Origin of the sequence: Humibacter sp., assembly GCF_035547335.1 — a bacterium.
Classification (GTDB): Bacteria; Actinomycetota; Actinomycetes; order Actinomycetales; family Microbacteriaceae; genus Humibacter.
The window spans coordinates 90,557-114,714 of the sequence record NZ_DASZVF010000021.1; the positions used below are offsets into that span (position 1 = coordinate 90,557).

Annotated in this window: 25 protein-coding genes; 15 read left to right on the forward strand and 10 right to left on the reverse strand. The window is 69.7% G+C overall.

Features of this window, described 5'->3' with window-relative positions:
• Nucleotides 1-190 precede the first annotated feature (190 nt).
• From VHB92_RS05585 to VHB92_RS05600, 4 genes are read right to left on the reverse strand one after another with little or no spacing between them, the layout of a single operon-like run.
• Entirely contained in the window at nucleotides 191-2,509 is a 2,319-nt protein-coding gene (locus tag VHB92_RS05585; protein WP_325452253.1) for an FUSC family protein, read from the reverse strand.
• Nucleotides 2,510-2,525: 16 nt separating this feature from the next.
• Nucleotides 2,526-3,734: an AI-2E family transporter gene (locus tag VHB92_RS05590; protein WP_325452255.1), complete on the reverse strand. Its 1,209-nt coding sequence runs from the start codon at nucleotides 3,732-3,734 to the stop codon at nucleotides 2,526-2,528.
• Between the two features lie 56 nt (nucleotides 3,735-3,790).
• The gene (locus tag VHB92_RS05595; protein WP_325452430.1) at nucleotides 3,791-4,642 is read right to left on the reverse strand and encodes an aldo/keto reductase; all 852 of its coding nucleotides are present in this window, start codon (nucleotides 4,640-4,642) and stop codon (nucleotides 3,791-3,793) included.
• A 27-nt stretch (nucleotides 4,643-4,669) separates the two neighbouring features.
• Nucleotides 4,670-5,125: a MarR family winged helix-turn-helix transcriptional regulator gene (locus VHB92_RS05600; protein ID WP_414653066.1), complete on the reverse strand. Its 456-nt coding sequence runs from the start codon at nucleotides 5,123-5,125 to the stop codon at nucleotides 4,670-4,672.
• A gap of 101 nt (nucleotides 5,126-5,226) precedes the next feature.
• On the opposite strand from VHB92_RS05600, the gene VHB92_RS05605 reads away from it, so the two are divergent.
• Nucleotides 5,227-5,364: a hypothetical protein gene (locus tag VHB92_RS05605; RefSeq protein WP_325452257.1), complete on the forward strand. Its 138-nt coding sequence runs from the start codon at nucleotides 5,227-5,229 to the stop codon at nucleotides 5,362-5,364.
• A 259-nt stretch (nucleotides 5,365-5,623) separates the two neighbouring features.
• Here VHB92_RS05605 and VHB92_RS05610 read toward each other — a convergent pair whose 3' ends face one another.
• Entirely contained in the window at nucleotides 5,624-5,992 is a 369-nt protein-coding gene (locus VHB92_RS05610) for a hypothetical protein (RefSeq protein ID WP_325452259.1), read from the reverse strand.
• Between the two features lie 33 nt (nucleotides 5,993-6,025).
• Here VHB92_RS05610 and VHB92_RS05615 point away from each other — a divergent pair, with 33 nt between their 5' ends.
• The 7 genes from VHB92_RS05615 (at nucleotide 6,026) to VHB92_RS05645 (ending at nucleotide 12,870) form a co-directional block, all read left to right on the forward strand.
• Nucleotides 6,026-7,201, forward strand: a complete 1,176-nt coding sequence (locus VHB92_RS05615) for an ABC transporter permease (RefSeq protein WP_325452261.1) — start codon at nucleotides 6,026-6,028, stop codon at nucleotides 7,199-7,201.
• Nucleotides 7,198-9,342 carry an ATP-binding cassette domain-containing protein gene (locus tag VHB92_RS05620; RefSeq protein ID WP_325452263.1) on the forward strand — a complete coding sequence of 715 codons (2,145 nt, stop codon included), beginning with the start codon at nucleotides 7,198-7,200 and terminating at the stop codon, nucleotides 9,340-9,342. The genes VHB92_RS05615 and VHB92_RS05620 overlap by 4 nt, the downstream gene beginning before the upstream one ends.
• Nucleotides 9,339-9,944 carry a TetR family transcriptional regulator gene (locus VHB92_RS05625; protein ID WP_325452265.1) on the forward strand — a complete coding sequence of 202 codons (606 nt, stop codon included), beginning with the start codon at nucleotides 9,339-9,341 and terminating at the stop codon, nucleotides 9,942-9,944. Before VHB92_RS05620 ends, VHB92_RS05625 begins: the two co-directional genes overlap by 4 nt.
• A gap of 29 nt (nucleotides 9,945-9,973) precedes the next feature.
• Nucleotides 9,974-10,918, forward strand: coding sequence for an NADP-dependent oxidoreductase (locus VHB92_RS05630; protein WP_325452267.1), 945 nt, complete (start codon nucleotides 9,974-9,976; stop codon nucleotides 10,916-10,918).
• Between the two features lie 127 nt (nucleotides 10,919-11,045).
• Nucleotides 11,046-11,474: a DUF6325 family protein gene (locus VHB92_RS05635; RefSeq protein WP_325452269.1), complete on the forward strand. Its 429-nt coding sequence runs from the start codon at nucleotides 11,046-11,048 to the stop codon at nucleotides 11,472-11,474.
• Nucleotides 11,475-11,512: 38 nt separating this feature from the next.
• Nucleotides 11,513-11,875, forward strand: coding sequence for an SHOCT domain-containing protein (locus VHB92_RS05640; protein WP_325452271.1), 363 nt, complete (start codon nucleotides 11,513-11,515; stop codon nucleotides 11,873-11,875).
• A gap of 71 nt (nucleotides 11,876-11,946) precedes the next feature.
• Nucleotides 11,947-12,870 (forward strand): SDR family oxidoreductase, encoded by a 924-nt coding sequence (locus tag VHB92_RS05645; RefSeq protein ID WP_325452273.1) that lies wholly within the window; start codon nucleotides 11,947-11,949, stop codon nucleotides 12,868-12,870.
• An 89-nt stretch (nucleotides 12,871-12,959) separates the two neighbouring features.
• Here VHB92_RS05645 and VHB92_RS05650 read toward each other — a convergent pair whose 3' ends face one another.
• Together VHB92_RS05650 and upp are read right to left on the reverse strand one after the other, a co-directional pair.
• Nucleotides 12,960-13,670: a winged helix-turn-helix domain-containing protein gene (locus VHB92_RS05650; RefSeq protein WP_414653070.1), complete on the reverse strand. Its 711-nt coding sequence runs from the start codon at nucleotides 13,668-13,670 to the stop codon at nucleotides 12,960-12,962.
• Nucleotides 13,671-14,310: 640 nt separating this feature from the next.
• Entirely contained in the window at nucleotides 14,311-14,943 is a 633-nt protein-coding gene (gene upp, locus VHB92_RS05655; protein WP_325452274.1) for a uracil phosphoribosyltransferase, read from the reverse strand.
• Between the two features lie 129 nt (nucleotides 14,944-15,072).
• Here upp and tadA point away from each other — a divergent pair, with 129 nt between their 5' ends.
• Entirely contained in the window at nucleotides 15,073-15,531 is a 459-nt protein-coding gene (tadA, locus tag VHB92_RS05660; RefSeq protein WP_414653067.1) for a tRNA adenosine(34) deaminase TadA, read from the forward strand.
• Between the two features lie 168 nt (nucleotides 15,532-15,699).
• On the opposite strand, the gene VHB92_RS05665 is transcribed toward tadA, so the two are convergent.
• A complete protein-coding gene (locus VHB92_RS05665) occupies nucleotides 15,700-16,752 on the reverse strand; it encodes a cation diffusion facilitator family transporter (protein WP_325452276.1) in 1,053 nt (350 codons plus the stop codon).
• Nucleotides 16,753-16,966: 214 nt separating this feature from the next.
• Between VHB92_RS05665 and proC the strand changes: the two genes are divergently transcribed.
• The gene (gene proC, locus VHB92_RS05670) at nucleotides 16,967-17,812 is read left to right on the forward strand and encodes a pyrroline-5-carboxylate reductase (RefSeq protein ID WP_325452279.1); all 846 of its coding nucleotides are present in this window, start codon (nucleotides 16,967-16,969) and stop codon (nucleotides 17,810-17,812) included.
• A 20-nt stretch (nucleotides 17,813-17,832) separates the two neighbouring features.
• On the opposite strand, the gene VHB92_RS05675 is transcribed toward proC, so the two are convergent.
• Together VHB92_RS05675 and VHB92_RS05680 are read right to left on the reverse strand one after the other, a co-directional pair.
• The gene (locus VHB92_RS05675) at nucleotides 17,833-18,501 is read right to left on the reverse strand and encodes a TrkA family potassium uptake protein (protein WP_325452281.1); all 669 of its coding nucleotides are present in this window, start codon (nucleotides 18,499-18,501) and stop codon (nucleotides 17,833-17,835) included.
• A complete protein-coding gene (locus tag VHB92_RS05680) occupies nucleotides 18,494-19,942 on the reverse strand; it encodes a TrkH family potassium uptake protein (protein WP_325452283.1) in 1,449 nt (482 codons plus the stop codon). The genes VHB92_RS05675 and VHB92_RS05680 overlap by 8 nt, the downstream gene beginning before the upstream one ends.
• Before the next feature lie 183 nt (nucleotides 19,943-20,125).
• Between VHB92_RS05680 and VHB92_RS05685 the strand changes: the two genes are divergently transcribed.
• The 5 genes from VHB92_RS05685 (at nucleotide 20,126) to VHB92_RS05705 (ending at nucleotide 24,078) form a co-directional block, all read left to right on the forward strand.
• Nucleotides 20,126-20,557, forward strand: coding sequence for a metalloregulator ArsR/SmtB family transcription factor (locus VHB92_RS05685; RefSeq protein ID WP_325452285.1), 432 nt, complete (start codon nucleotides 20,126-20,128; stop codon nucleotides 20,555-20,557).
• A gap of 274 nt (nucleotides 20,558-20,831) precedes the next feature.
• Nucleotides 20,832-20,930: a 30S ribosomal protein bS22 gene (locus VHB92_RS05690; RefSeq protein WP_003792170.1), complete on the forward strand. Its 99-nt coding sequence runs from the start codon at nucleotides 20,832-20,834 to the stop codon at nucleotides 20,928-20,930.
• Between the two features lie 137 nt (nucleotides 20,931-21,067).
• Complete coding sequence (locus VHB92_RS05695; RefSeq protein WP_325452287.1) at nucleotides 21,068-21,334, forward strand: glutaredoxin family protein; 267 nt, start codon at nucleotides 21,068-21,070, stop codon at nucleotides 21,332-21,334.
• Nucleotides 21,335-21,486: 152 nt separating this feature from the next.
• Nucleotides 21,487-21,789: a Dabb family protein gene (locus VHB92_RS05700; RefSeq protein WP_325452289.1), complete on the forward strand. Its 303-nt coding sequence runs from the start codon at nucleotides 21,487-21,489 to the stop codon at nucleotides 21,787-21,789.
• A gap of 261 nt (nucleotides 21,790-22,050) precedes the next feature.
• Nucleotides 22,051-24,078, forward strand: a complete 2,028-nt coding sequence (locus VHB92_RS05705) for a hypothetical protein (protein ID WP_325452291.1) — start codon at nucleotides 22,051-22,053, stop codon at nucleotides 24,076-24,078.
• Nucleotides 24,079-24,158 lie beyond the last annotated feature (80 nt).

Consider the following 24,158-nt stretch of genomic DNA (forward strand, 5'->3'; position numbering starts at 1 on the left):
CGCTTGATCCTGTATCACCGAGGGTTGAGCGTGTCGGAACCCCGGTTCCCCGGCTCGGTTTCGACAGGCTCAACCGGCGGTCGTGGTGCGGCTCGTTTCGATTGGCTCGACCGGCGGTGCGGCGTGGGGTGCGGCTCGGTTTCGACGGTCACAGCCGGCGGTCCGGCGTGGGGTGCGGTGGCGTGCTGGCTCAGCCCGCGGTGGCGGCGCGGGCGGCGGTGGCCGGCGACCGGGTGTCGGGCGCGACGATCTGGCTCTGTACGCGGCGGACGGCATCCAGATAGTCGCCGGTCCAGACGATGCGCACCGCGGTGGGCGTGCTCCGACCCGATGCGTCGCTGAGGTCGAGTCTGACCGAGTCGATGAGCTCCGCCGTGGACGCCGGGTCGGGGTCCAGAGGGCGAGGCGGATCCTCCAGCGCCACCAGCCGTCTGCTGTACTGCCTGCACCACTCGGCGACGGCGCGCGCCGACGCGTCGAGCGCCCGCCGGGCACGGGCACGGTCGCCGCTCGCGGCGCCGTCCTCGTCCTGCCACATTGCGACGATCGCATCGCTGATGAGGCGGATGCCCGCCACACCCGCCACTGCCGCCGCGGCCTGAGCGAGGGGCACGCGCCGCCTCGAACGCTCGGTGAGGTACGTGCGGAACGCGTCATCCAACCGCCTGGATGCCGCAGCTGCGCGCTTCGCGGGCGCCGTCGGCAGCGGGTGCTCCGTCACCGTCGGGTCGCACCTGTCCACGCCGAACGCGACGGCGTCCGCAAGGTAATCCGCGAGCTCGGCGTAGGCCTCGGAGAGCGCCGTGCGCAGCGCGGCCGCGGCACCCCTCGGCCAGAAGAGCAGGCCGACGAGCAGGCTTACGAGACAGCCGAGCACGATGTCTTCGATGCGATACAGGCCGACCGTCCAGCCGGTCGGCTCGATGATGTTGAAGAGCAGCACGAGAGCCAGCGTGAAGGCGGCCTGTCCCGCGGCGAACGAGATCGCCGTCGGCGCGACTCCCGCCACGAAGATCGAGATCGGGAGCACGATCCAGAGCGCCATCGAGTCGGTGCCGACCAGCGCCAGCAGCACGCCGCCGATCGCCACTCCGACCGCCGTTCCGATGACGCCGCGCAACACATTCTGGCCGGTGCTGAGCGCGTTCGAGCGCAGCACGGAGAGCGTGCCGAGCACCACCCAGAACGAGTGCTCGACACCGGTGAGGTCCGCAAGCAGCACCGCGAGCCCGAGCGCCACGGCGCCGCGGATGCTGTTGTGCAGCCACACCGAGTGCCACTCCAGCTGGGCGCGTGCGCGCTCGATGCCCGCGCTGAAGGTTCCGATCAGGTCACCTGGCTGCCTGCCGAGCGCCTTGTCCCACCAGCTGCGCCGTTCCGCCGCTGCCGTCAGCGCGATGTTCCAGCCGACCTGCAGCACTGCGTGGCTGAGCTCCTGGGCACGGAACCCGGGGTCGAGCGCGGAGATGAACGCGTCGGCATCCACCTGTCGCTCGTCGGTAGCCGGCCCGTCCTTGCCGGGCAGCCGCGCCAGTGCGCGTGTCGCGACGGCCAGTCTCGCCTCGGCGAGCCGCGACCGTGCGGCCTCCAGAGCCTCGGTGGATGCGCCGTTCGCGCGCAGCACCTCGGCGCCGCGATCCAGCACGTCGGCTGCGGCGATCTTGGCCTGGCAGACATCCCGGAACATCTGGTCGGTGCCGGCGAACGTCAGAGGCGGCACCGAAGAGGACTGCGCCACCACGGCCTGCAGCCAGTTCAATTCGTCCACGAGCCGCACGACGGTGCGAGCCGGCGTGTTGAGACCCGTCGGCCGGTACGGCGTGGCGAGGAAGAGGCTGCGCAAAGCGTCGACCGCCTCGTCGGCGGCAGCGGCAGCGCGGTCGCGTGCCTCACGGTCAGCGGGCTGGTGGCCGCCGAGCGCGTAGGCGGCGTCTGCGCGCAGCCGCGCCGCGAGCGCTGCGCAGGCGTTCGCCGCACTCGTGCGCAACGGCATCCTCGTGGGAGCCGGCCACAGCACGGTGATGGCCACCAGTGCCACCACGGAGGCCGTGCCCCAGCCGGCCAGACGCGGGAGCAGCACACCCATGCCGCCCGGCAGCGTGACGGGAAGGATGAACGACAGGAGCAGGGCGGTGCTGGCGGAGGCGAGCACGTCGCTGACCGTGCCGACGAAGAGCACGACGAAGGCGACGACCGCCATGGAGAGCGCTCCGAGCCACGCCGGGGCAGCGAGCAGCGTGCCGAGAGAGACGAACACGGCGCCGGCCACGATGAGCGCGGTCTGGGCTTGCAGCCGCTCGCGGAGCGTGCCGCCGAACCCCACGAAGAGGAGCATCGCGAAGGAGCCGAACGCGGCGAAGAGCGCGTAGTCGGCGTTGCCGACCACGTAGAAGCCGAACGCGAAGAGGATGGGCATCACGATGGCGATCCGGCCCGCCCGCCGAAGCGCACCGAGGTCGGGATCGCGTCGCTTCAGCCACGCCCATGCGCGCTTCGGGTCGAACGACATGGGCTGCCTCCGCCGGCTAGACCTTGGCATCCTGCCTCGGTATGAAGATCTGCTTGATGATCAGCAGGATGGATGCCGTCACCGGGATCGCGACGAGCGCCCCGAGCAGGCCGAGCAGCGTTCCCCCTACCAGTGCGCCGATCACCACGAGCGCCCCCGGCACCGCGATGGCGCGGTTCATCACCCTGGGCGTGAGGATGTATGCCTCGATCTGCATATAGATGAGGTAGATGATCGCGAACAGCACGGCGCTGAGCGGGCTGCTGAACAACGCGATCACGCTTCCGGTGATCCAGAACAGCACCGAGCCGACGAGGGGGATCAGCGTGATGCAGAACGCGCCGACGGCCATCAGCAACGGGAACGGCAGTCCGAGGAAGAGGTAGAGCAGGAACGCGACGAGCGAGTTGAAGAACGCGAGCACGACCATGCCGCCGAGGTAGGCGCCGATGCCTGACGAGATCTGCTCCATCATCGACGACACGGTCGGCCGGCTCCGAGCCGGCGCCAGCCGGGTGAACGCGAGCTTGATCGCCGGCAGCGTCGCCAGGAAGTACAGGCTCAGTACGAGCACGATGATGATGCCCGAGATGACTGTGCCGATCGTGATGCCGACCTTGATGACCCCTCCGCCGATCGCCGCGATGTTGGCCGGGTCGGAGAGGAACGTCTTGATCTGGTTCAGCAGCGATCCGACCTGGTCGCCGAAGTTGTTCTGGAGCCAGTCGTAGAGATCGGAGTTCTGGAACGACGTGATCGTCTTCGGAATGTTGGTCACGAACCCGCTGACCTGCACGACGATGGTGGGGATCACGAGCCACAGCACCCCGACGAGCACCACGGCGAACGCGGTGTACACGATGAGGATGCCCCACGGTCGCGCCACATGGTGCCGCTCGAAGGCTCGCACGAGCGGGTCGAGGCCGAGCGCGGCGAACAACGCGAAGACGATGTAGATGATGATCGTCGACAGGTTGGAGAAGGCCACTCCGACGACGAAGGCCGCAAGGCCACCGAGCGTGAGCGTGAACCCCAGCGCGAACGGCTGGTTGAGGTTGGCCCAGAACGTGCGCGACGGAATCGCCTCGTGTGCTTGCACGGCGACGGTGTCGCGGTCGGAGAGCCGATCCGTGTTCGGCTCCCCGACCGCTGTGCCTGTCTCCGCTGCCGATGCGTCGGTTCCAGGGTCGGCAGTCGGCTCGGTCGGCTTCGGCGCGTCCGTCATGGCCACACTCTAGGCGGACGGAGGCGCCCCGCCGATGATTTCGGTGAACCGGTGCGCTAGCCCAGTCGCTCGAGCTCGTCCGCGGTCAGCTCGACGTCGGCAGCGGTGACCGAGTCGCGGATGCTCTCGGGCCGTGAAGCGCCGGGGATCGGGATGACGTGCGGTCCCTTCGCGAGCTCCCAGGCGAGGGTGATGACGTGCGGGCTCACGCCGCGGGCATCCGCGATCTCCTGGAACGCCTCGAATCCGGCGCCTGCACCCGACCGCCCGATGCCGCCCAGCGGGCTCCACGGCAGGAACGCGAGTCCCATCTCCGCGCAGACCTCGAGCTCGGGCTCGCTGGAGCGGAACCGGGGGGAGAACTGGTTCTGCACCGAGACCAGACGGCCCTCGAGCACGTCCTGCGCGATGCGGATCTGCTCCGGGTTCGCATTCGAGATGCCGGCCATCTCGATCACGCCGTCGTCCAGCAGGTCGCGAAGGGCCTGCACCGAGTCGGCGTACGGAACGGCCGGGTCCGGACGGTGGAACTGGTACAGCCCGATGCGCTCGACGCCCAGCCGGCGGCGCGATTCCTCTGCTGCACCGCGGATGTAGTCCGGGTTGCCGTTGACGATCCAGGTTCCGTCGCCCGGGCGGATGTGGCCGCCCTTGGTGGCGACCAGGACGTTCGACGCGTCGCCGTCGTACTCGCGCAGGGCCTTCGCGATCAGGGCCTCGTTGTGCCCGACCTCGTCGGCGTGCACGTGGTAGGCGTTCGCCGTGTCGATGAACGTGACACCGGCATCCAGTGCGGCGTGGATGGTCTCGATCGACCGCTTCTCGTCGGGGCGACCCTCGATCGACATGGGCATTCCGCCGAGCCCGATCGCGCTCACGCTACGGGTGCCGATGGTGCGTTGTTGCATGGTGGCCATTTCTCCTTGATCGTCGTGCTAGACCGTTTTCGCGCTGCCCTCCACAGAGAGGCGCAGCTTGTCGCAGAGCGCCTCGAGCTGTTCCAGTTCCTCGGGGGAGAGGGCACTGCCGACGTGGTCGATGATCGACCGGCCGTGCTGAACGGCGCAGTGCCGGTATAGCGCATATCCCTCATCCGTGAGGCGCACGAGCGAGCCGCGTGCGTCATCCGGCTCGGGGCATTTGGAGACGAGCCCGCGATCGACGAGCCGGTCGACCAGGCGGCTGACGCTCGGCTGGGTGAGCAGCACCTGCTTGCGCAGATCACGCAGCCGGATGCTCCGGCCCTCCTGCTTCGAGATGGTGAACAGCACGTCGTACTCGGTGAGGCTGAGGTCGGCGTCTCGCGGGAACTCGGCCGCGAGCGTGCGCATCACGGTCACCTGGGCGCGGAACAGCGACTCCCATGCGCTGATGGCGGACTTCTTGGCCACGCTGGTGCTCCCTTCGCCTCGCCAGAGGGGTCGTTACAGCGTACGGCCGAGGTCCGACGGCAACCCGTACGCGGGAGCAAGGGGGCGGGTAGCCTCGGATCATGGATGACCGTCACCCCACCTACCCCGCCCGCACCGGCGCATCCGGCGCCTGGGTCTGGATCGCCGTGGTCGTCGCCGTTCTGGGCGCTGCCGGCTTCGTGGTCACACTCGTGACGAACGGCCATTACGGAGGCTGAGCCGTGGAGCCCCGCAGACGGGACTAGGGACCCAGGCAGAATCGCGGGCCAGACAGAATCGCGGGCCAGACAGAAATGAGGGCCGGTCGTAGAGGCTTACGACCGGCCCTCTCCCTTGCACCAAGAGTGTCCTGCAATCACATTCCACACCGACCGCCACAGCAAACAGCCGGTGCCCTTGAACTCTATAACGAACAGGTAACGGGTCGCTAGTTATCGTTCCGTTATTTTTCTTGTGAGTTCGTCGTGAGCCGGTCCCTCAGACAAGCATCACGTTTTGGATCTCCGTCCGCGCGATCGCTCGGTCCCGCGCGTCGGAAGCGGCAGTACGGCGCGGGTCGGCCAGATACGACTCGACGCCGGCGTCGCTCGAGAACTCGATGATCTGGGTCTCGAACGGATGCCCCGGAGCATCCGCATCGCCGGCCTCGCCGCGCGCGTGGCCGTCGTCGAGCGCGCGCACCCTGGCGACGACGCGGCCTCCATGGTCGGGCAGGAGTGCGAGCACCGCGTCCTCGTAGGCCGCGAGGGTCGTCTCCTCGCCGGGGTTCGGCCACAACGTCACGCACAGCACCATGCTCATGCGACGACCGTAATGGCCGCTGCCTCCCTTGACGTAATTCATCATGCGATGAATTATGGAATGGTCGAGGAGGCCACCATGCGCGCCATCGTTCTCAAGGAGTTCCAGGAGCTGCGCCGCGACCGGCGCACGCTCGCCCTGCTCGTCGTGATGCCGCTCCTGCTGCTCGTGATCTTCGGCTATGCGGCGAACTTCACCGTCGACCACCTCAGCGTGGCGGTCTACGGCGACCAGGCGACGAGCGTCACCAAGCTCATCGACGACAACTCGGCGCTGAGCGACCACCTCGACGTCGTCGTCACCGACGAAGGCGGCTCCAAGGCCGACGTCGTACGGGAGCTGCGCGACGATCGCGCGGATGTCGCGATCTACGCGGTCGCGGCATCCGGCGCGTCATCGGGCACCGGTGCGGCGCCGGCGGTCGACGCGCACGTCTGGATCGACGGCTCGAACCTCTTCGCCGCGCAGTCGGCCAAGACGCTCTTCGCCCAGGTGCAGCAGCAGCTTTCGCAGCAGGCGGTACAGAGCGGGAGCGGGCAGGCGGCCGGGCCTCACATCACCGTGGCCACGCTGTTCAACCCCGACCTCAAGACGTCGTGGGTGATGATCCCGGCCATCATCGGCCTCATCCTCACGTTCATCGGCACGATCATCACGTCGATCGGCCTGGTGCGGGAGCGTGAGGCGGGCACGCTCGAGCAGCTGGCGGTGATGCCGCTGCGTGCCAGCGCCGTCGTGCTGGGCAAGATCTCGCCGTACTTCCTGCTGGCCAGCTTCGACATGGCGCTGATCACGGTGCTCGGGCTTCTGCTGTTCGGCGTTCCGTTCAACGGGAACGCGGTCATCTTCATCGTCGGCGCAGCCCTCTTCCTTTTCGTCGTGCTCGGGCTCGGTGTGCTGATCTCCTCGGTGTCGCGCACGACGGGACAGGCGATCCAGCTCGCGTTCATGGTGCTGCTGCCGCAGATCCTGCTCTCCGGCATGATCTTCCCGCTGTCGGCGATGGCGGCCGGCGTGCGCTGGATCGGCTACTGCCTGCCGCTCACCTGGTTCACGATGATCTCGCAGGGCGTCATGATCAGGGGAGCGGGCTGGGATTCGCTGTGGCTGCCGCTCGTCATCCTCGCGGCGATGGCGGTCGCCATCTTCGGCCTGGCCGTCTTGCGGCTCAGTCGAAGCATCTCTCCCGTTCGACAGCACGCGCGGGCGGAGCAGGATGCTTCACGGCCGGCAGAGGCGGAGGTCGCGCGATGACCACCCCCGCTGCGGCACGCGGCACCGCACCCGACATCGCACGTGACACCGCAGCCGACGCGGGAGGCCAGGCGCCGACCGGCATCACCGGCGTCACGGTGCGGTTCGGCCGGACGACCGCGCTCCACGACGTGTCGCTGGATGCCCACCCAGGCCAGGTCACCGCCATCGTCGGCGGCGATGGCGCGGGCAAGTCGACGCTGCTGCGCGTGCTCGCCGGCCGGGTGCGCGCCGAGACCGGCCAGGTGCGCACGGTCGAACGCGCGCGATTCGGCTACCAGCCGTCGACATCCGGCGTCTGGCCCACGCTGACGGTAAACGAGAACCTGGAGTTCAGCGGGCGGTCCTACGGCATGTCGGCGGCCGACATCCGCTCGCGCTCGGCCGAGCTGCTGGAGCGCGCGGGGCTGGAGGGTGCACGGCGTCGGCTCGGCCACGCGTTGTCGGGCGGCATGCGGCAGAAGCTGGGGTTCGTGCTCGCCATCCTGCACGAGCCGGAACTGGTGCTGCTGGACGAGCCGAGCACGGGAGTGGATCCGGTGAGCCGGGTGGAGCTCTGGCGCCTCATCAGCGCCACTGCCACGATGCGCAACTCGGCGACCGGCAAGGGCACGACCATCGTCATGGCGACGACGTACCTCGACGAGGCGCAACGTGCGCCGCACGTTCTGGCGCTCGACAGCGGGCGCGTGCTCGCATTCGGCATGCCCGAGGCCATCGTGGCGTCTTTGCCTGGCACGATCTACCGGCTGCCCGACGCGGATGCCCTCCACGACGAGGACGCAGGGCGCACGTGGCGACGCGGGAACGAGCGCCGGCTCTGGGTTCCCGCCGTGGACGCTCGGGACGCTGGGGGCGCTCGGGACGCTGCGGACGCTCGGGACGCTCGGCATGCTCGCGACGCTCTCGATGCCGGCAGCCTTCGCGCCCCGGCGCCGGACGAAGCGCAGGGCGACGGTGTTCCCCTGCAGCGGCACGGCAAGCACTCGGCCGCCGCGACGGCCTCGCAGCCCGCGGCGGGCTCGGTCCCCGGAGCCGAACGAGCGGCCACCTCCATCGCCCGCCCCGACTTCGAGGATGCGCTCATCGCGCTGTCGCTCGCCGCGGCGCCCGTCGACGAGGGGCAGGACCCCGGCCCGCAGGAGTCCGGTCGCAACCGATCGGGTGGCAGACCCGGCGCTGCACCGGGTGCTGGGCGACCCGGCGCTGCCGGCTCGCGCCCAACGTCATCCGCTGTGGCGTCCGCCCGTCACGTCGTGAAGACCTTCGGGAGCACGAGAGCCCTCGACGACGTCGGCCTCGAGGTGCACCCAGGTGAGGTCGTCGGCCTCATCGGCGCCAACGGAGCAGGCAAGACGACGCTGCTGCGCATCCTGCTCGGTCTGGAGCGCGCCGACGAGGGGGAGCTGACGCTGTTCGGCGAGCCGCCCGCGAACTCGTCCCGTCGGCGGCTCGGCTACGTGCCGCAGGGCCTGGGCCTGTACACGACGCTCAGCGTGCGCGAGAACGTGGCCTTCCTGTCCCGCGTGTACGGCGTTCCGCGACCGGACCTTCCGCAACCGCTTCAGGAGGTGCGCTCCGACGTCGTGGCCGACATCGGGCTGGGCAGGCAGCGCCAGCTGGCATTCGTGCTCGCCCTCGCGCACGAGCCGGAGCTGCTCGTGCTCGACGAGCCGACCTCGGGTGTGGATCCGCTGGCACGCGCGGGGCTCTGGGACGTCATCCACGAGCAGGCGGATGCCGGCCGCGCCGTCATCGTGACAACGCACTACCTGCAGGAGGCGGAGCAGTGCACCCGCCTCGTGCTGCTGTCGCAGGGACGGATGGTGGGGACCGGATCCGTGGGCGACCTCACGCGCGGCGCCGCCGCTGTGCTCGTCACGAGCGACGAGTGGCAGCGCGCGTTCGACGCACTCGACCGGTCCGGCATGCCCGTCATGCTGAGCGGTCGCGGCATCCGCGTGGCAGGGGATGCGCGCGCACCGGGCGGCGTCGAGCGGCTGCGCGAGCGCGTGCTGGACGCGTTGCGCGGCATCCGGGTCGACGTACGGCCCGTGCCCGCCACGCTCGAGGAGACCATGGTGCTCCTCGACCACGACGCCGACGACGCCCACGACGCAGCGCGCGGGACCGCGGCATGAGCGGCCGCCGTCCCGGCAAGTCGACCACGAGGCAGGAGCTGCTGGACGCCGCGCGCGAGGTGTTCGCCGACCGTGGCGTCGACGGCGCGACGACGCGGGAGATCGCGCATCGTGCCGGCGTGGACCCCGCCATGATCGCCCACTACTTCGGCTCGAAGGGTGGCCTGTTCGAGGCCGTGACCGCGTTGCAGGTGGACCCGCGCGACGTCGTCGCTCCGGTGCTGGAGGCCGACCCGCAGGATGCCGCCCGGGAACTCCTTGCCGGCCTGGTGGCGGTGTGGGATGCGCATTCGGCCGTGCTCGCCGCCGTGCTGCGCAGCGCCACCCGCAACAAGGCGGTCGCCGGGCGGATGCGCACGTTCATCCTGGAACGCGCGGTGCACCCGGTCGTGAGCCGGTTCTCGCCGAGCGCCGATGAGGTCGACACGCGTGCCGCACTGCTCGCCAGCCAGATCGCCGGTCTCGCGCTCGCGCGTTATGTGCTGCGCTGGGAACCGCTCGCGTCCGCCGACGCGGACTGGATCGTCGCCCACGTCGGACCCGCCGTGCAGGCGTACCTGACCGGCCCGCTTCCCGCACCGACCGAGGGGCCACTCCCATAGTGTGAAAGGCGACGATTCGAGGAGGTCACATGCAGACGGTCATCCAGTACACGCGGTTCGGCGGACCCGAAGTGCTCGAGGTGGCCGAGCATCCCGACCCGGCGCCCGGTGAGGGCAAGGTGCTCGTCGCGGTCAGGGCGGCGGGGGTGAACCCGATCGACTGGAAGCTGCGCGAGGGCACCCGTGCGTCCGACCCGATCGAGAAGCCGCGCCGGCTGGGACTGGACGTCTCCGGTGTGATCTCCGCCTTGGGCGACGGCGTCGACGGGTGGTCGGTCGGCGACGAGGTGGTCGTGCGCGGGGCGAGCGGCGGATACGCCAGCGAGGTCGTGGCATCCGTCGGCAAGCTCGTGCGCAAGCCCGCCGGTGTCTCGTTCGAGGATGCCGCGGCGCTCGGAGTGCCGGCCGGGACCGCGTACCAGGTGGTCGTCTCGATCGGCGCGGGGTCCGGCGATGTGCTCCTCATCCACGGTGCGTCGGGCGCCGTGGGGCAGGCGGCCATCCAGTTCGCCAGAGCGCGCGGCATCACCGTCGTGGGAACGGCGAGTGCGAGGAACATGGATCGCGTTCGCGAGCTCGGCGCCATCGCGCTCGAGTACGGCGACGGTCTCGTGGGCCGGGTGCGCGAGGCAGTGCCTCAGGGCGTGGACTACGTGCTCGACATGGCGGGAACGGATGACGCGCTGCAGGCATCCTTCGAGCTCGTCTCCGATCGCTCGCACATCGGCACCATCGTGGTGGGAGCCAAGGCGGCCGACCTGGGGATCAAGGCGTGGTCGGGCGGCAGCCCGAAGCCTCTCACGCCGGAGGAGGAGGCGCTGCGCGCCGAAGGGCTCGAGGTGGCGCTCGCCGGTCTGGCCGACGGGACGTTCCAGGTGGAGATCGGCGCCACGTATCCGCTGAAGGATGCCGCGGAGGCGCACCGGGCCGGCCAGGCCGGCGAGGTGCGCGGCAAGATCATCCTCGTGCCGTAGCCGGGGCGCATGCTCGGCGGTCACCGACAGGGTCACCCGGCAGGGGTTCACCCGACGGGGGTGACGGCTGCGCCGCGAGACCGACGCATGCTTGAGGCATCGGCCGGAGCACGTGGGAGGTGCGGCCATGAGCGATTTCGAATACGGTCCCGTCGAGTTCGTGCTCGTCGCGTTCCAGGGTGAGGCGCCGGATCCCGGCGTGATCGAGGCCGTTCGGGAGCTCGTGCGTGATGGAGCCGTGCGCATCCTCGACGCCGTCGTCATCAGCCGCACGATCGAGGGTGGCGTCGAGACCATCGAGGTCGAGGACTCGACCGACGCGTACGGTCTCGAGGAGGCCGGCCTTGACCTTTCCGGCCTGGCCGCCGACGAGGACATCGAGTACTTCGCGGAGTCCCTCGAGCCCGGCACCAGCGCAGAGCTTCTCGTCGTCGAGCTGCTCTGGGCCAAGAAGCTCGCCTCGCGGCTGGCGGAGTCCGGCGGTGCGGTGATCGCCAGCGAGCGCATCCCGGCGCCCGTGGTCAACGAGGTCGTGGCCTCGGCCGGCAACGTGTGACGGCGGCCGAGGCGTTCGTCGAGAAGATCGGAGTCGATATGCCTTTCGTCGGTCGCATCGGGCGCCCCGGCCTCATCGGGCTGGCCGCGCGCACCGCCGTCGTCGCCGGAACGGCCAGCGCGGTGTCCGGGGGCATGGCGGCGCGCAGGGAGCGCAACGCCGAGCAGCAGAGTCAGCAGCAGCAATACGAGGCGCAACAACAGCAGGCGCAGGTGGATGCCGCAGCGCAGCAGGCCGTCGCCGCCCAGACTGCGCAGCAGCAGGCGGCGCAGCAGCAGGCCCAGCCTGCCGCGGGCGGAGGCATCACGGATGAGCTGCAGCGGCTCGCCGGGCTGCACCAGCAGGGCATCCTCACCGACGAGGAGTTCGCGGCCGCGAAGCAGAAGCTGCTCGGACTGTAGCGCCGCCGGGCGTCCGGGCGACACCCTTCGAGCACGTCCGTTCGGGACTCGGCCGCATAGGCTCGGGAGGCATGACGGACAACCCGGGCATGGTTCTCTCGCTCGCGGGACATGCAGCGCTCGTCACGGGCGTCTCGCGCCGGCGGGGCATCGGTTACGCGATCGCCTGCCGGCTGGCGGAGCTCGGCGCGAGCGTGTTCATCCAGCACCACGCGCCGCACGATGCCAACCAGCCGTGGGGGAGCGACGATCTGGGCGCCGTGCGTGCCGGCATCCGGGAACGCCTCGGACCGGGCGCGGGATTCGGTGACGTCGCAGCGGACCTGGTCGATGCGGATGCGCCTGCTCGCGTGGTCGAGGCGGCGCGCGCCGCACTGGGACGGGTCGACATCCTGGTGTGCAATCACGCGCGCTCGGGTGGCGACGGCTCCGTCCTCGACATGACGGCCGAGAAGCTCTCCGGTCACTACGACGTGAACACGCGTTCCACGCTTCTGCTCACCCGGTTCTTCGCCGAGCAGTTCTCCGCGTCGGAGCGGCCGGGGGACGGCGCAGGTGGGAAGAAGCCGGCCGACGCGCCGGCGTCACGACCGGGAGATCGGGAGCGCGTCAGCGTGCCGTTCGACGAGTTCGCCACGGGTCGCGCCATCTGGATGACGTCGGGACAGCTCGCCGGGCCGATGCCGGGGGAGGTCGCGTACGCGGCGAGCAAGGCGGCACTCGCCGGCGTCACGGCGACCGTGGCCGCCGAGCTGCTGCCGCGCGGCATCCTGCTCAACACCGTCAACCCCGGCCCGGTGAACACGGGCTATCTGGATGCCGACACCAGCGACCGCTCGGCGGAGACCGTCGAGCGCGTGCTCGCGTCGATGCCGTTTGGCAGGTTCGGGCACCCGGACGACGTCGCACGGCTGATCGGATGGCTCGCCTCGCCGGAGGGTCGATGGATCGTCGGACAGGTCATCACGTCAGACGGCGGCTTCGCCCTGCGCTGACGGGAGCGCCGCTCCGCGAGTCAGGACGGGACGGTTCAGGCGGAACAGGCCAGCTCAGGCGACGTAGGACCGCGCAGGCCCGGAGAGGCTCAGAAGAGATCGGGCGACGGCGCACCGGCGTGCCGGATGGTGACGTCGGCGTGCCGGTCGAACCGGTATCCGACGCCGCGCACGGTGCGCACGATGTCTTCATAGCGGCCGAGCTTCGACCGCAGGCGCCGGATGTGCACGTCGATCGTGCGCTCGTTGGGCACGTCGTCCTCACCGGCGCGCCACAGCGAGGAGATGAGCTCGGCTCGCTCGATCGTGCGACCCTCGCGCAGCACGAGGTACTGCAGCAGCTCGAACTCCTTGTAGGTCAGGCCGACGGGGTCGTTGTCCAGCAGCAGCCGCTTGCGGGAGATGTCGACGATCACGCCGGCAGCCCGATCCTGCTCCTGGTCGTCATCCTGGCGGTGGCGTGCCACGGCGGCGGGATCCTGTAGCGCGAGCCGCACCACGTCGATGTCTCGTCCTCCGGCGCTCTCGGGTGCGAGTGCGACGGCCGCGTACGTCTCAGATCCAGGTGCGATCTCGGCGGCCAGCCGCTTGAGCGCCTCGACGACGTGGCCGAGGTCCGTTCCCGCGGCGTCGGCCTTGTCCTCGTCGAAGCCCACGTACAGCGCGAAGCCGCGGGCCCGGGTGCCGTTCGGAACGGCGCGGATGCGCACGCGGGCGGGGGACTCCTGGGCGGGCGCTGCGGCTCGCGCGCGCTGCTGCACGGGCAGCGGCTGCAGCGGCTGGGTCTGCTCGGGCAGCACTCGACGCGGATGCGCGGTGCGCGCCGGGGCGGACGTCGCCGGAGCGGACGGCGCCGGCTGCGCCGTTGCCGACGCGCGCCGATCGCTCGTGGCCGAGGCGGCGGGCGCGCTCGCTGCCGGGGCCGGCCGCGTCGCTCGTGCCGGCGGGGTGCGCCTCTCAGCGGTGGCGGCGGTATCGGTCAGGGGGGTGACGGTGGCAAGAGACATGGGAGTCGAATCCTCGAGGTGATGATGCGGTGACCCGGGAACCGCTTCGTGCGAGCGGGTTCTGGAAACCGGGTCGGTCTGTGCTTGACCGCTTGGCGGCCGGGGACGGAAGCGTGAGCGGGATGCGCGGGCTTCCGGGAGCGTCGCCTCGAGGGTGTCTCGAACGGGACGGAACGTCGATCCGATCAGCGGTCTCGTGCCCGCTCTTCGGTCGGTTCGGTCTGCGACTGCTCGGCGAAGGTCGTCAGATCAGCGACACATTCGACAGCACATGACGTCAGCGCGGCCGGGCATCATCATGCCGGCGTGCCCAGGGGCCTCGAAGGAGGTCAGGGTGCGCAGGGGTGCAGTCATGCATGCCAGTAAAGCGGATACCGGCTCCGGTGTCAAAGAGCGGCTGCCCGTACCTGGCTCAGGCCGACTCGTACAGAGCTCAGACCAGCCCGTACAGGCGGTCGCCGGCGTCGCCCAGGCCGGGCACGATGTATCCGAGCTCGTTCAGCCGCTCGTCGACGGCGCCGACGACGAGCGTCACGTCGCGTCCCTCGGTGAGGCGCTCGACGGCCGCGATGCCCTCGGGCGCGGCGAGGATGCAGATGGCCGTGACATCGACCGCCCCTCGCTTGAACAGGAACTCGATGGCGGCGCTGAGCGAGCCGCCTGTCGCCAGCATCGGGTCGAGCACGAAGCACTGCCGGTTGGAGAGGTCGTCCGGCAGCCGCTCGGCATACGTCGTCGGCTGCAGCGTCTCCTCGTTGCGTACCATGCCGAGGAATCCCACCTCGGCCGACGGCACGAGCTTGACCATGCCCTCGAGCATCCCGAGACCGGCGCGCAGGATGGGGACGACTAGCGGCTTGGGATCGGCCAGTGTCACGCCGGTCGTCGGCGCGACGGGCGTCTGGATGTCGATGGGCGCGACGCGCACGCCCCGGGTCGCCTCGTAGGCGAGCAAGGTCACGAGCTCCTCGACGAGCGCTCGGAAGGTCACGGCGGGGGTCTCGCGATTGCGGAGCACCGTCAGCTTGTGGGTGACCAGAGGATGATCCGCAACGTGCACTCGCATAGGCTCAAATCTAGGGCACGACCGATCGGCGACGACCCGACATCGTCGGAGCCCCGGCCCGCCGGACCATGCGTCGACCGCAAGCCTCCGATTGCTGACGGGTCGCCCTGTGCTACGACGAGGAGAGCGGTGCCGAACATCGACCAGGCGGAATGGATGCGCCGCGTGGTCGCGGATGCGCGCCTGGCGCTGCGCACCGGCGACGTGCCCGTCGCCGCGCTCGTGCTGGCATCCGACGGGCGGGTGCTGGGCACCGGCCGCAACGAGCGGGAGGCCAGGCAGGACCCGACGGCGCACGCCGAGATCCTGGCACTGCGGGCCGCGGCGGCGACGACCGGCGACTGGCATCTCACGGATGCCACGCTCGTGGTCACGCTCGAGCCGTGCGTGATGTGCGCGGGTGCGATCCTCTCGGCCCGGGTGCCCACCGTCGTGTTCGGCGCGTGGGACGACAAGGCCGGCGCCGCCGGCAGCGTCTACGACGTGCTGCGCGACCGCAGGCTGAACCACCGCGTCGAGGTCTACGGCGGCGTGGAAGCGGATGCGTGCGCTGCCCTTCTCGAGGAGTTCTTCGCCGAGCGGCGCTGACACCGGCCACCGTGTACGCGAGCGCGGATGCCGAAACTCCCGCGGCCCGGTCACGCCAGGACGGGTCGTGACGAGCTGACGGCGCCCGACGCAGAGGCGAAGGCACTCGTCGCCGCCGTGCTGCCTCGCACGGTGGCGTGACGGCGGACGTGACGGCGGAACGGCGCGTCAGTCCTCACTCTTGATGACGATGGTCTCCGTTGCGGGTGCCGGCTCGGCGGTGTGCAGCACGTCGGGTTCGAGGTAGATCACCCGGGCGACGGGCACCGCGTCTCTGATCCGCGCCTCGATCGCGTCGATGGAGGCCGCCACCTCCTCGAGCCTCTTGTGCGGCGGCTGCGCGATCTTGGCCGCCACGAGCAGCTCGTCTGGCCCGAGGTACAGCGTCTTCAGGTGGATGATGCGTTCGGTCTCGCCGCCGGAGAGGATCGCGTGGTCGATGGCTCTGGCATCCGCCTCGCTTGCGCCTTCGCCGACGAGCAGGCTCTTCGTCTCCATGCCGAGAACGATCGCGACGGTCACCAGCAGCGCGCCGATGAAGATGGTGCCGATGCCGTCCCACACCCCGTCGCCGGTCAGGATGGTGAGGCCGACGCCGATGAACGCGAACGCGAGTCCGGTGAGCGCCGCGACATCCTCGAGCAGCACGACCGGCAGCTCAGGAGCCTTGGCTCGTCGGATGAACCCGGCCCACGATCCGGACCCCTTGTGCGGCCGCGATTCCCGGATGCCGGTGCGCAGCGAGTAGCCCTCGAGCGCCATCGAGACCACGAGCACCGCGAGCGGCAGCCACCACACCTCAAGCGGATGCGGGTTCGCGATCTTCTCGATGCCCTCGTAGACGGAGAACACGCCGCCGACCGAGAACAGGATGATCGAGACCACGAACGCGTACACGTAGCGTTCCCGGCCGAATCCGAACGGATGCTCGCGGTCGGCGTCGCGCCTCGACCGGCGTCCGCCCACCATGAGCAGGATCTGGTTGCAGGAGTCCGCGAGCGAGTGCACGCCTTCGGCGAGCATCGACGAGGAGCCGGAGAACGCCCAGGCGATGAACTTCGTCAGGGCGATACCGAGATTGGCGGCCAGCGCGGCGAAGATCGCTTTGTTGCCCGACGAATCGTGGTGGCCGGACTGCTTCTCGGCCTCGCCGTCTCCGTTCGCCTGCGCCTCGCGTGCGTCGTCGCGTCGTGGGCTGTGCTCGGCGCCTGGCTCGGTCATGCGCTCCATCCTATGAAGCTCACAAGCGCGGGTCGCTTGATGCCGACGTCGTTGTGGAAACCCAGCTCGTTGTGGAGACCGATGTCGCCGTGGAGACCGATGTGGTTGTGGAGATCGTGTCGGTGTGAGGCACACGTGTCGTGAGGTGCGGCCCGCTCGACGCCCATCTCGCCGGCGAGGGCCGCGGCGCACGCCAGGCCGTACGCTGGTCCGCATGAGCGAGACCGTCGTGGAGCTGCCGAAGATCGCGATCCTGGGCGCCGGGTCCATGGGCCGAGCCATCCTGAGCGGGCTGGTCGCGCCAAGCGTGCACGTCGACGGCGGCATCGTCGTGACGAACAGAAGCGCCCAGCGGGCGGCATCCGTTCAGCACCTGCCGAACGTCGTCGCGTTGTCGACCGAGCGGGACGGCGACGCGAACCGAACCGCCGTCGCGGATGCCGGGATCGTGCTCGTGGCGGTGAAGCCCGCGATGGTGCCCGACCTGCTCAGCGAGATCGCGGATGCGCTCGCACCCGGCGCCATCGTGGTGAGCGTGGCGGCAGGTGTGACGGTGGCCCGATTCGAGGAGCTGCTGCCGGACTCCGTCGCGGTGATCCGCTCGATGCCCAACACACCCGCCGTCGTGGGAAAGGCCGTGACGGGGCTGAGCGCGGGAACCCGCTCGACGCCGGAGCAGCTGGCTGTGGTGCGACGGCTGTTCGAGACGGTCGGCAGTGTGATCGAGATTCCGGAGTCGCAGCTGGATGCCCTGAGCACGATCTCCGGGTCAGGGCCCGCCTACGTCTATTTCCTCATCGAGAAGCTCACGGCCACCGCCGTCGACAAGGGCTTCACCCCTCAGCAGGCGGCCGAGCTGGTGAACGGCACGTTCATCGGAGCGGCCGCGCTGCTCGAGTCGTCGGAATCCACGCCGACCGAGCTGCGCATCCAGGTAACGAGCCCGAAGGGCACGACCGAGCGCGCCGTCGCCGTGCTGCAGGATGCCGACCTCAAGTCGGTCTTCGATGCCGCCACGGATGCCGCCCTCGCGCGGGCCCGAGAGCTCGCCGCCGGCTGACGGGGACTCCGGGTAGGGCCTCACTCCAGGGTGGCGAAGCGCTCCACGTCGGAGCTGGCGCCGGACACGATGATCAGATCGTGGTCGGAGACGACGGTCTCGCCCGTCGCATACGTGAACGGCTTGCCCGGCGTCTTCACGCCGACGACCGTGATGTCGTACTTGCGTCGCACCTGGGACTGCGTGAGCGTGATGCCGCGGATGACCTTCGGCGGGTACATCTTGACCAGCACGAAGTCGTCGTCGAACTCGATGAAGTCGAGCATCCGCCCGGAGAGCAGATGCGCGACGCGCTCGCCGGCCTCCGCCTCGGGATAGATCACGTGGTTGGCGCCGATGCGCTCGAGGATCGTGCCGTGCGACCTCGAGATGGCCTTGGCCCAGATCTGCGGGATGCCGACATCCACGAGGTTCGCGGTGATGAGCACGGATGCCTCGATCGAGGATCCGACGGCCACCACCGCGATCGAGAAGTCGCCTGCGCCGATCTGGTGGAGCGCCTCGATGGACCTGGCATCCGCCTGCACGGTGTGCGTGATGCGCTCCGACCATTTCTGCACCAGGCCGAGGTCCATGTCGACGGCGAGCACCTCGCGGTCCAGTCGATCCAGTTGCCCCGCCGTGGCAGCGCCGAACCGGCCGAGGCCGATGACGAGAACGGGGGCGTCGTGTCTGATGCGTTCAGCCAACGATGGGCCTCTCTTCCGGATGCTGGTAGTACTGCCCGCGCTGCGACTGCGCGAGAGCGGCGGCGAGGGTGACGGTGCCCACCCTGCCCAGGAACATGGTGAACGCCAGCACGTAGATGGCGGGCGTCGGCGCGTGCTGGGTGAGGCCGGTGGAGAGCCCGCACGTGGCGAACGCGCTGATCACGTCGAAGAGCACGTGATCGAGCGTGTCCTTGGTGAGAGCGAGCACGGTCACCGTCGACACCGCGACGATGGTGGAGCCCCAGAGCACGACGCTCACCGCGACCCGCAGCACGTCCGTCGGGATGCGACGACGGAACGCCTCCATCGAGTCGATGCCTCGCGCCTCGGCGAGGGCCGCGAGGAACAGCACCGCCAGCGTCGTGACCTTGATGCCGCCTGCCGTGGAGGCGGACCCGCCCCCGACGAACATCAGCATGTCGGTGACGAGCAGCGACGAGTGGTGCAGCTGGGTGACGTCGACCACCGAGAAGCCGCCCGATCGAGCCATCACCGACATGAAGAGCGACTGGAAGACGGCATCCCCGGCTCCCCGCGGTCCGAGCGTCTCGGGGTTGCCCGCTTCCAGGGCGAAGTACAGGATCCAGCCGGCGCCCAGCAGCAGTGCGAATGTGACGAGCGTGAGCTTGACGTGCAGGGTCCAGAACCTGCGCTTGGTCTTGCGCCGCACGTTCTGTGCGATGGCGAAGATCACCGGGAAGCCGATGGCACCGGCCACCACGCCGACCATCAGCGCGCTCAGAAACAGATAGTCCCCGGCGAACGGCGTCAGGCCGGACGCGTTGGGCATGAAGCCGGTGTTCGTGAACGCCATGGCCGAGTAATAGAGCGAGTTGAGCGCGCTGTCGTAGAGGCTGAACCCGTGCGCCAGCATCCGCGGGAAGAGCGCGAGCGCCACGACCAGTTCGATGAGCACGGCGCTCAACGCGACAGTGCGCAGCAGGTTGCCGATCTCGCCGAGCCTGATCGCCTGCCCTTCGGCAACGGGGCCGGCGTGGGCGCGGAGCGGATTGCTGTCGCTCGCGGCGATGAGCTTCGCTCGCAGCCCCAGCTTGCGTGAGATGACCATGCCGAGGATGGATGCCAGCGTGAGCACGCCGACGCCGCCGATCTGCACACCGACGTAGACGACGATCTGGCCGAAACCCGACCAGTGCGTCGCCATGTCGACCGTGGAGAGCCCGGTGACGCAGATCACCGATACGGCGGTGAAGAACGCGTCGGCCAGGGGCGTCGCGGAGCGGCCGGCGGCCGAGATCGGAAGCGTGAGCAGCACCGTGAACACGATGATCAGCGACGCGAACACGACGATCGCGAACCGCGACGGACTAGACCCGGCGAACTGGTTCATCCACTGCTGAACACGGCCCCACCACGTGGCCGGGATGAGGTGCCGGGATGCCTGTGCCGTCGCCCGCATCAGCCGCCCTTCCCCCGAGACCGCTTGCGCGGCGTCCCGGACTACTCGCGCGGTCGATGCTATCGCGCCACGTGGCGGCGACACGGAGCACCGCGTGCCGCTTCGGGAATGTACACGTGACGCTGCCGAATGAACGAGCGTCGGGTCATGGTGCAGCGGGCATCCGGCCACTAGCCTGGGGTGATGCCGGACATCTTTGACATCGTCGCGGATGCCACACGGCGCGACATTCTGCGTGTGCTGCGCGAGGCATCCGAAGGGTCGGACAGCGGCGAGATCAGCGTCTCGCAGATTGTGGGCGGGCTCGAGCTCAGCCAGCCGACGGTGTCCAAGCATCTGAAGGTGCTGCGCGAGGCAGGACTCGTGACCGTGCGCGAGGAGGGCCAGCACCGGTACTACCGGATCGACGTCGAGCCGCTCGAGGAGATCGAGGACTGGCTGATGCCGTTCGTGAGCGGCGGATTCGACATCGACGACATCGACGTGAGCGCCGTCGTCGCCGGGCTGAAGGATGAGACGAAGGAGTTCGCGGAGCAGGTCGGCAAGGTCTTCGCCGACACCAGCCACCGCGTCTCGACCGTCGTGGAGCGCGTGCGGCCCAAGCGCCGTCGCTGAGCCGCCCTGCCGCGTTGAGCCTGTTCCGCCGGGGGTTGAGCCTGTTCGCCGTGGGTTGAGCCTGGCGAAACCCACCCGACGCCGTGGAGGCCCACCCGCACCGGGGGGGTGAGCCTGTTCCGCCGTGGGTTGAGCCTGGCGAAACTCGTCGAGGCCCATGGGAAGCGGCACAACCCTACGGACCCTCGCTCAGGGGCACTCCCGCCGGATGGTAGACTGGGCGACCGTGCTGCCGCGCGCCGCGCAGCATCCCGGCAAACTTTGTGAGGTCTTTGTGGGTTCCGTTATCAAGAAGCGCCGCAAGCGCATGGCGAAGAAGAAGCACCGCAAGCTGCTTCGCAAAACTCGCCACCAGCGTCGCAACAAGAAGTAGCGCCACGAACAAGCGCCGGGTTCGCCCGGCGCTTTTCGCATTTGAACCCGTCATCCGTTGTTCTCCGCGGTTGTCGGCTCTCCGGTCCGGCTTCGACCCCGGCGCCGGGGAGTGGCAGGCACCGTAGGCTGTCAGCCGTGTCGAACGTCCAGCTCACGCTCATCGGCAAGCCCGGCTGCCATCTCTGCGACGACGCGCGGGATGCCATCAAGCAGGTGACCGATTCCCTTCCGGATGCCTCGCGCATCGCGATCGAGGAGCGCTCCATTCTCGACGAGCCCGAGCTGTTCGACCGGTACGCCGACGAGATCCCCGTCGTGCTGATCGACGGCCGGCAGCACACCTACTGGCGCGTGGACAAGGAGCGGCTCACCGCGGCTCTCAGCCAGCGACTCTCCGCCTGACCGGGTTTGGCCCGCGGCCACCAGGGCCGACGCCGACCCAGGCCGAGGACCGCCCAGGTCCGGCGACGGCCCAAGCCGGCCCCAGACCGACGGCGACCGTCACGGACTTGACTCAACGACCCCGACCGTACCCCGACAGTAAGGATGCAGGCATGCCGCTTCGGCACGTGGTGACGTGGAAAGTGACCGGCGACTCCCCGGAGGAGCGCGAGCGGATCAAGGAGGAGTTCCGTGACCGGCTGCTGTCGCTTCCCTCGCAGATCGACGTCATCCGGTCGTTCGAGGTGGGTCTGAACAACGCGGGCGCCGACGACAACTTCGATGTCGTGCTGGTCTCGGAGTTCGACGACGAGGCCGCGCTTCAGCAGTACATCGTGCACCCGGTGCACCAGGAGGTGGTGTCGTTCGTCCGCGCTCACACCACCGGCCGCGGAGCCGTCGACTTCACATTCTGACGTCGGCACCGGGCCCCCTCCGGCACGCTCCGGTTGTGCTGCTGCGGGAGTGACGTGGGGCGTCCCTAAGCTGGTGGGCATGAACCAGGGTGCCGCTGCCGATCCTCCGAGATCGGCCGGCATCCTACTTCCCACCGCACTCCGGAGGTCCCCTGCCCGCTCCGTTCCGACCGGTACGGACGGGTCCGAGCTTCCCCGCCGCACTGGGTACGAGCGCGGGCGCTGCAACCTGGTCGCATGCCGTCCCCTGATCGCCACGGCATGAGCGCGCCCCGACCGGATGCCGGGCAGGCCCCCGCGCCCCAGCTTCCGCCGTGGCTGCGGCGACCGCGCGGCGCGCTCGGCTGGATCGGCCTTTCGGTGGCGGTGGCGGTCGCATCCGTCGTGCTGCTCGTCGTCGGCCTCGCCCTGGTCGTGGTGGCGATTGCAGCATGGATCGTCCGCGGCGCCGTCTGGCTCGTGCTCACGATCACGGACTGGGTCTGGTTCACCGCGCGCGGGTTCTCGCGACGCCCCTACCCGTACGACCTGCGTCCGCCCGTGGACGCGGCCTCGCGTGCCATCGACATCAACGACGCGTGGGTCTCGACGCTGCCCAGGGCCATCGACCTGGTGGCGCGCACCGCCGGCTTCTTGTTCGCTCCGCTCGCGCTGCTCGCCTCGCTGGTCGGCATCGTTCTTCCCCGGCTGCGGGCGCGCCCGTACCTCGCGGTCTTCGGCGTTCCGGACCTGGAGACCAAGCTCGTGGGCCTGGGCCGCAACAGCGGGTTCTTCGACGACGGCCACGAGGTGTCCGTGGTTCCGTATGACGCCTTTCTGCAGAAGTCGTTCCCGCAGCGCGCCGACTTCTTACGATGGTGGCGCGATCCCGGAGCTTCCGGAACGTTCCACCCGGCGGCCGAGGACTGGAGCAAGCCGACTCACTTCTCGGGCCTCGCGCTCGGTCCCTACCCCGACGTGCTGGGTCTGCCTGGCCTGGCGCTCACCGCCATGCGGCGCCTCCGCATCGACGGGCTGCGCGAGCTGTTCATCTCCCAGCGCGAGATCGACGACCTCGGCGACCCTGATCTCGACGATCGGGCGGATGTCGCGGTCATCCGCATCGTGAGCGTCGACGACCCGGTCGACGCAGGCGCAGCGGACGACGGCACGGATGCCAGGCCGGGCCGCCGCTGGATCGTGCAGTTCCCGAGCACCCAGACGTGGCATCCGCGCGCCGGCACAGCGCCCAACGACCTCACGGCCGACTTCGTCGCGCTGTCCATGCACGAGACAACGCTCACCCGCGCGGGGCTGGTGGCCATGCGGCAGGCGGGCATACGCCCGGGCGAGCCCGTGCTCGTCGCCGGGTTCAGCCTCGGCGGCATGGTCGCGACCCAGGTCGCGGACGTCTCGGAGCGCCAGGGCTTCACCGTGACCCGGCTCGTCACGGCGGGATCGTCCATCGGCCGGTATCGGCTGCCGCGCGAGGTCAGGGTGCTCTCGCTCGAGCACGTGCTCGACACCGTGCCGCGCCTGGAGGGACGGGAGAACCCGATCATCGTGGAGCGGCGGCATGCCGACGGCACCCGCGCGGACGCGGACGTGGTCGTCGGACGCCGCGGCGACCGCCCGGCGGAGTGGCTCACGGTGAAGGCAGGACCACCGCTGCCGCGCGGCTACCGCATCGCGACGACCCATCACTCGCCGAGCTATGCGGAGACCGCGGGGGCGATCGAGACCGACTCGCCGGCGCCCGAGGTGGCGGCGTACCTCGACGACATCCGGCCGTTCTTCACCGGCAGGCAGACTATCGTGGACTTCGCCGCCACCCGGGTGGGATTCGAGATCTCGCGTCCTGCGGTGCCGATCTACTTCCACTCGACGGTCGACGACGGCATCACACGGGACCACCTTCGGGTCACGCTGCGTCGCGTGCCCGGTGTCATCGCCGTGGACCTCTACCAGTCGCGCACCGGGTTCCCGACGACGATCCTGTGGAGCGCCGACGTGCTCGTGCAGAGCCTGCGGCCGTGGTTCCAGGAGGTGGCGCGGGCATCCGTGTACCGCGCGCTGCTCACGCTGCTCGCCCGTGAACGCGGCATCGGCCTGCACCTTCGGCTTCAGGCCAAGCGCACGCCCGGCGTCACGTGGGAGTCCACGATGCAGCGCATGGCGGACGGCCGCTGGCGCGAGCGCGTCGACGTGAGCTTCGACACGGATGCCGCGCGCAAGGAGTGGGGCGACCTGCTCATGCCGGGCGGCTGGGCCTCGACCGTCACGTACTACGACGCATCCGAGTTCGACTGAGCCACGCCCTGGCCGCCGCTGCCGCCGCTACCGCCGGTTGAGCCCGTCGAAACCGAGTTGTCCGCACCGCAGGTCGAGCG

What these genes read in the sequence shown, in the direction of transcription:
- VHB92_RS05645 (WP_325452273.1), top strand. Translation starts at nt 11,947, where the DNA reads ATGACGGACAACCCGGGCATGGTTCTCTCGCTCGCGGGACATGCAGCG.
- VHB92_RS05605 (WP_325452257.1), top strand. Translation starts at nt 5,227, where the DNA reads ATGGATGACCGTCACCCCACCTACCCCGCCCGCACCGGCGCATCCGGC.
- VHB92_RS05640 (WP_325452271.1), top strand. Translation starts at nt 11,513, where the DNA reads ATGCCTTTCGTCGGTCGCATCGGGCGCCCCGGCCTCATCGGGCTGGCC.
- VHB92_RS05615 (WP_325452261.1), top strand. Translation starts at nt 6,026, where the DNA reads ATGCGCGCCATCGTTCTCAAGGAGTTCCAGGAGCTGCGCCGCGACCGG.
- VHB92_RS05590 (WP_325452255.1), bottom strand. Translation starts at nt 3,734, where the DNA reads ATGACGGACGCGCCGAAGCCGACCGAGCCGACTGCCGACCCTGGAACC.
- VHB92_RS05705 (WP_325452291.1), top strand. Translation starts at nt 22,051, where the DNA reads ATGAGCGCGCCCCGACCGGATGCCGGGCAGGCCCCCGCGCCCCAGCTT.
- VHB92_RS05595 (WP_325452430.1), bottom strand. Translation starts at nt 4,642, where the DNA reads ATGCAACAACGCACCATCGGCACCCGTAGCGTGAGCGCGATCGGGCTC.
- VHB92_RS05630 (WP_325452267.1), top strand. Translation starts at nt 9,974, where the DNA reads ATGCAGACGGTCATCCAGTACACGCGGTTCGGCGGACCCGAAGTGCTC.
- VHB92_RS05625 (WP_325452265.1), top strand. Translation starts at nt 9,339, where the DNA reads ATGAGCGGCCGCCGTCCCGGCAAGTCGACCACGAGGCAGGAGCTGCTG.
- VHB92_RS05665 (WP_325452276.1), bottom strand. Translation starts at nt 16,752, where the DNA reads ATGACCGAGCCAGGCGCCGAGCACAGCCCACGACGCGACGACGCACGC.
- VHB92_RS05635 (WP_325452269.1), top strand. Translation starts at nt 11,046, where the DNA reads ATGAGCGATTTCGAATACGGTCCCGTCGAGTTCGTGCTCGTCGCGTTC.
- VHB92_RS05610 (WP_325452259.1), bottom strand. Translation starts at nt 5,992, where the DNA reads ATGATGAATTACGTCAAGGGAGGCAGCGGCCATTACGGTCGTCGCATG.
- VHB92_RS05680 (WP_325452283.1), bottom strand. Translation starts at nt 19,942, where the DNA reads ATGCGGGCGACGGCACAGGCATCCCGGCACCTCATCCCGGCCACGTGG.
- VHB92_RS05700 (WP_325452289.1), top strand. Translation starts at nt 21,487, where the DNA reads ATGCCGCTTCGGCACGTGGTGACGTGGAAAGTGACCGGCGACTCCCCG.
- proC (WP_325452279.1), top strand. Translation starts at nt 16,967, where the DNA reads ATGAGCGAGACCGTCGTGGAGCTGCCGAAGATCGCGATCCTGGGCGCC.
- VHB92_RS05620 (WP_325452263.1), top strand. Translation starts at nt 7,198, where the DNA reads ATGACCACCCCCGCTGCGGCACGCGGCACCGCACCCGACATCGCACGT.
- VHB92_RS05585 (WP_325452253.1), bottom strand. Translation starts at nt 2,509, where the DNA reads ATGTCGTTCGACCCGAAGCGCGCATGGGCGTGGCTGAAGCGACGCGAT.
- VHB92_RS05685 (WP_325452285.1), top strand. Translation starts at nt 20,126, where the DNA reads ATGCCGGACATCTTTGACATCGTCGCGGATGCCACACGGCGCGACATT.
- upp (WP_325452274.1), bottom strand. Translation starts at nt 14,943, where the DNA reads ATGCGAGTGCACGTTGCGGATCATCCTCTGGTCACCCACAAGCTGACG.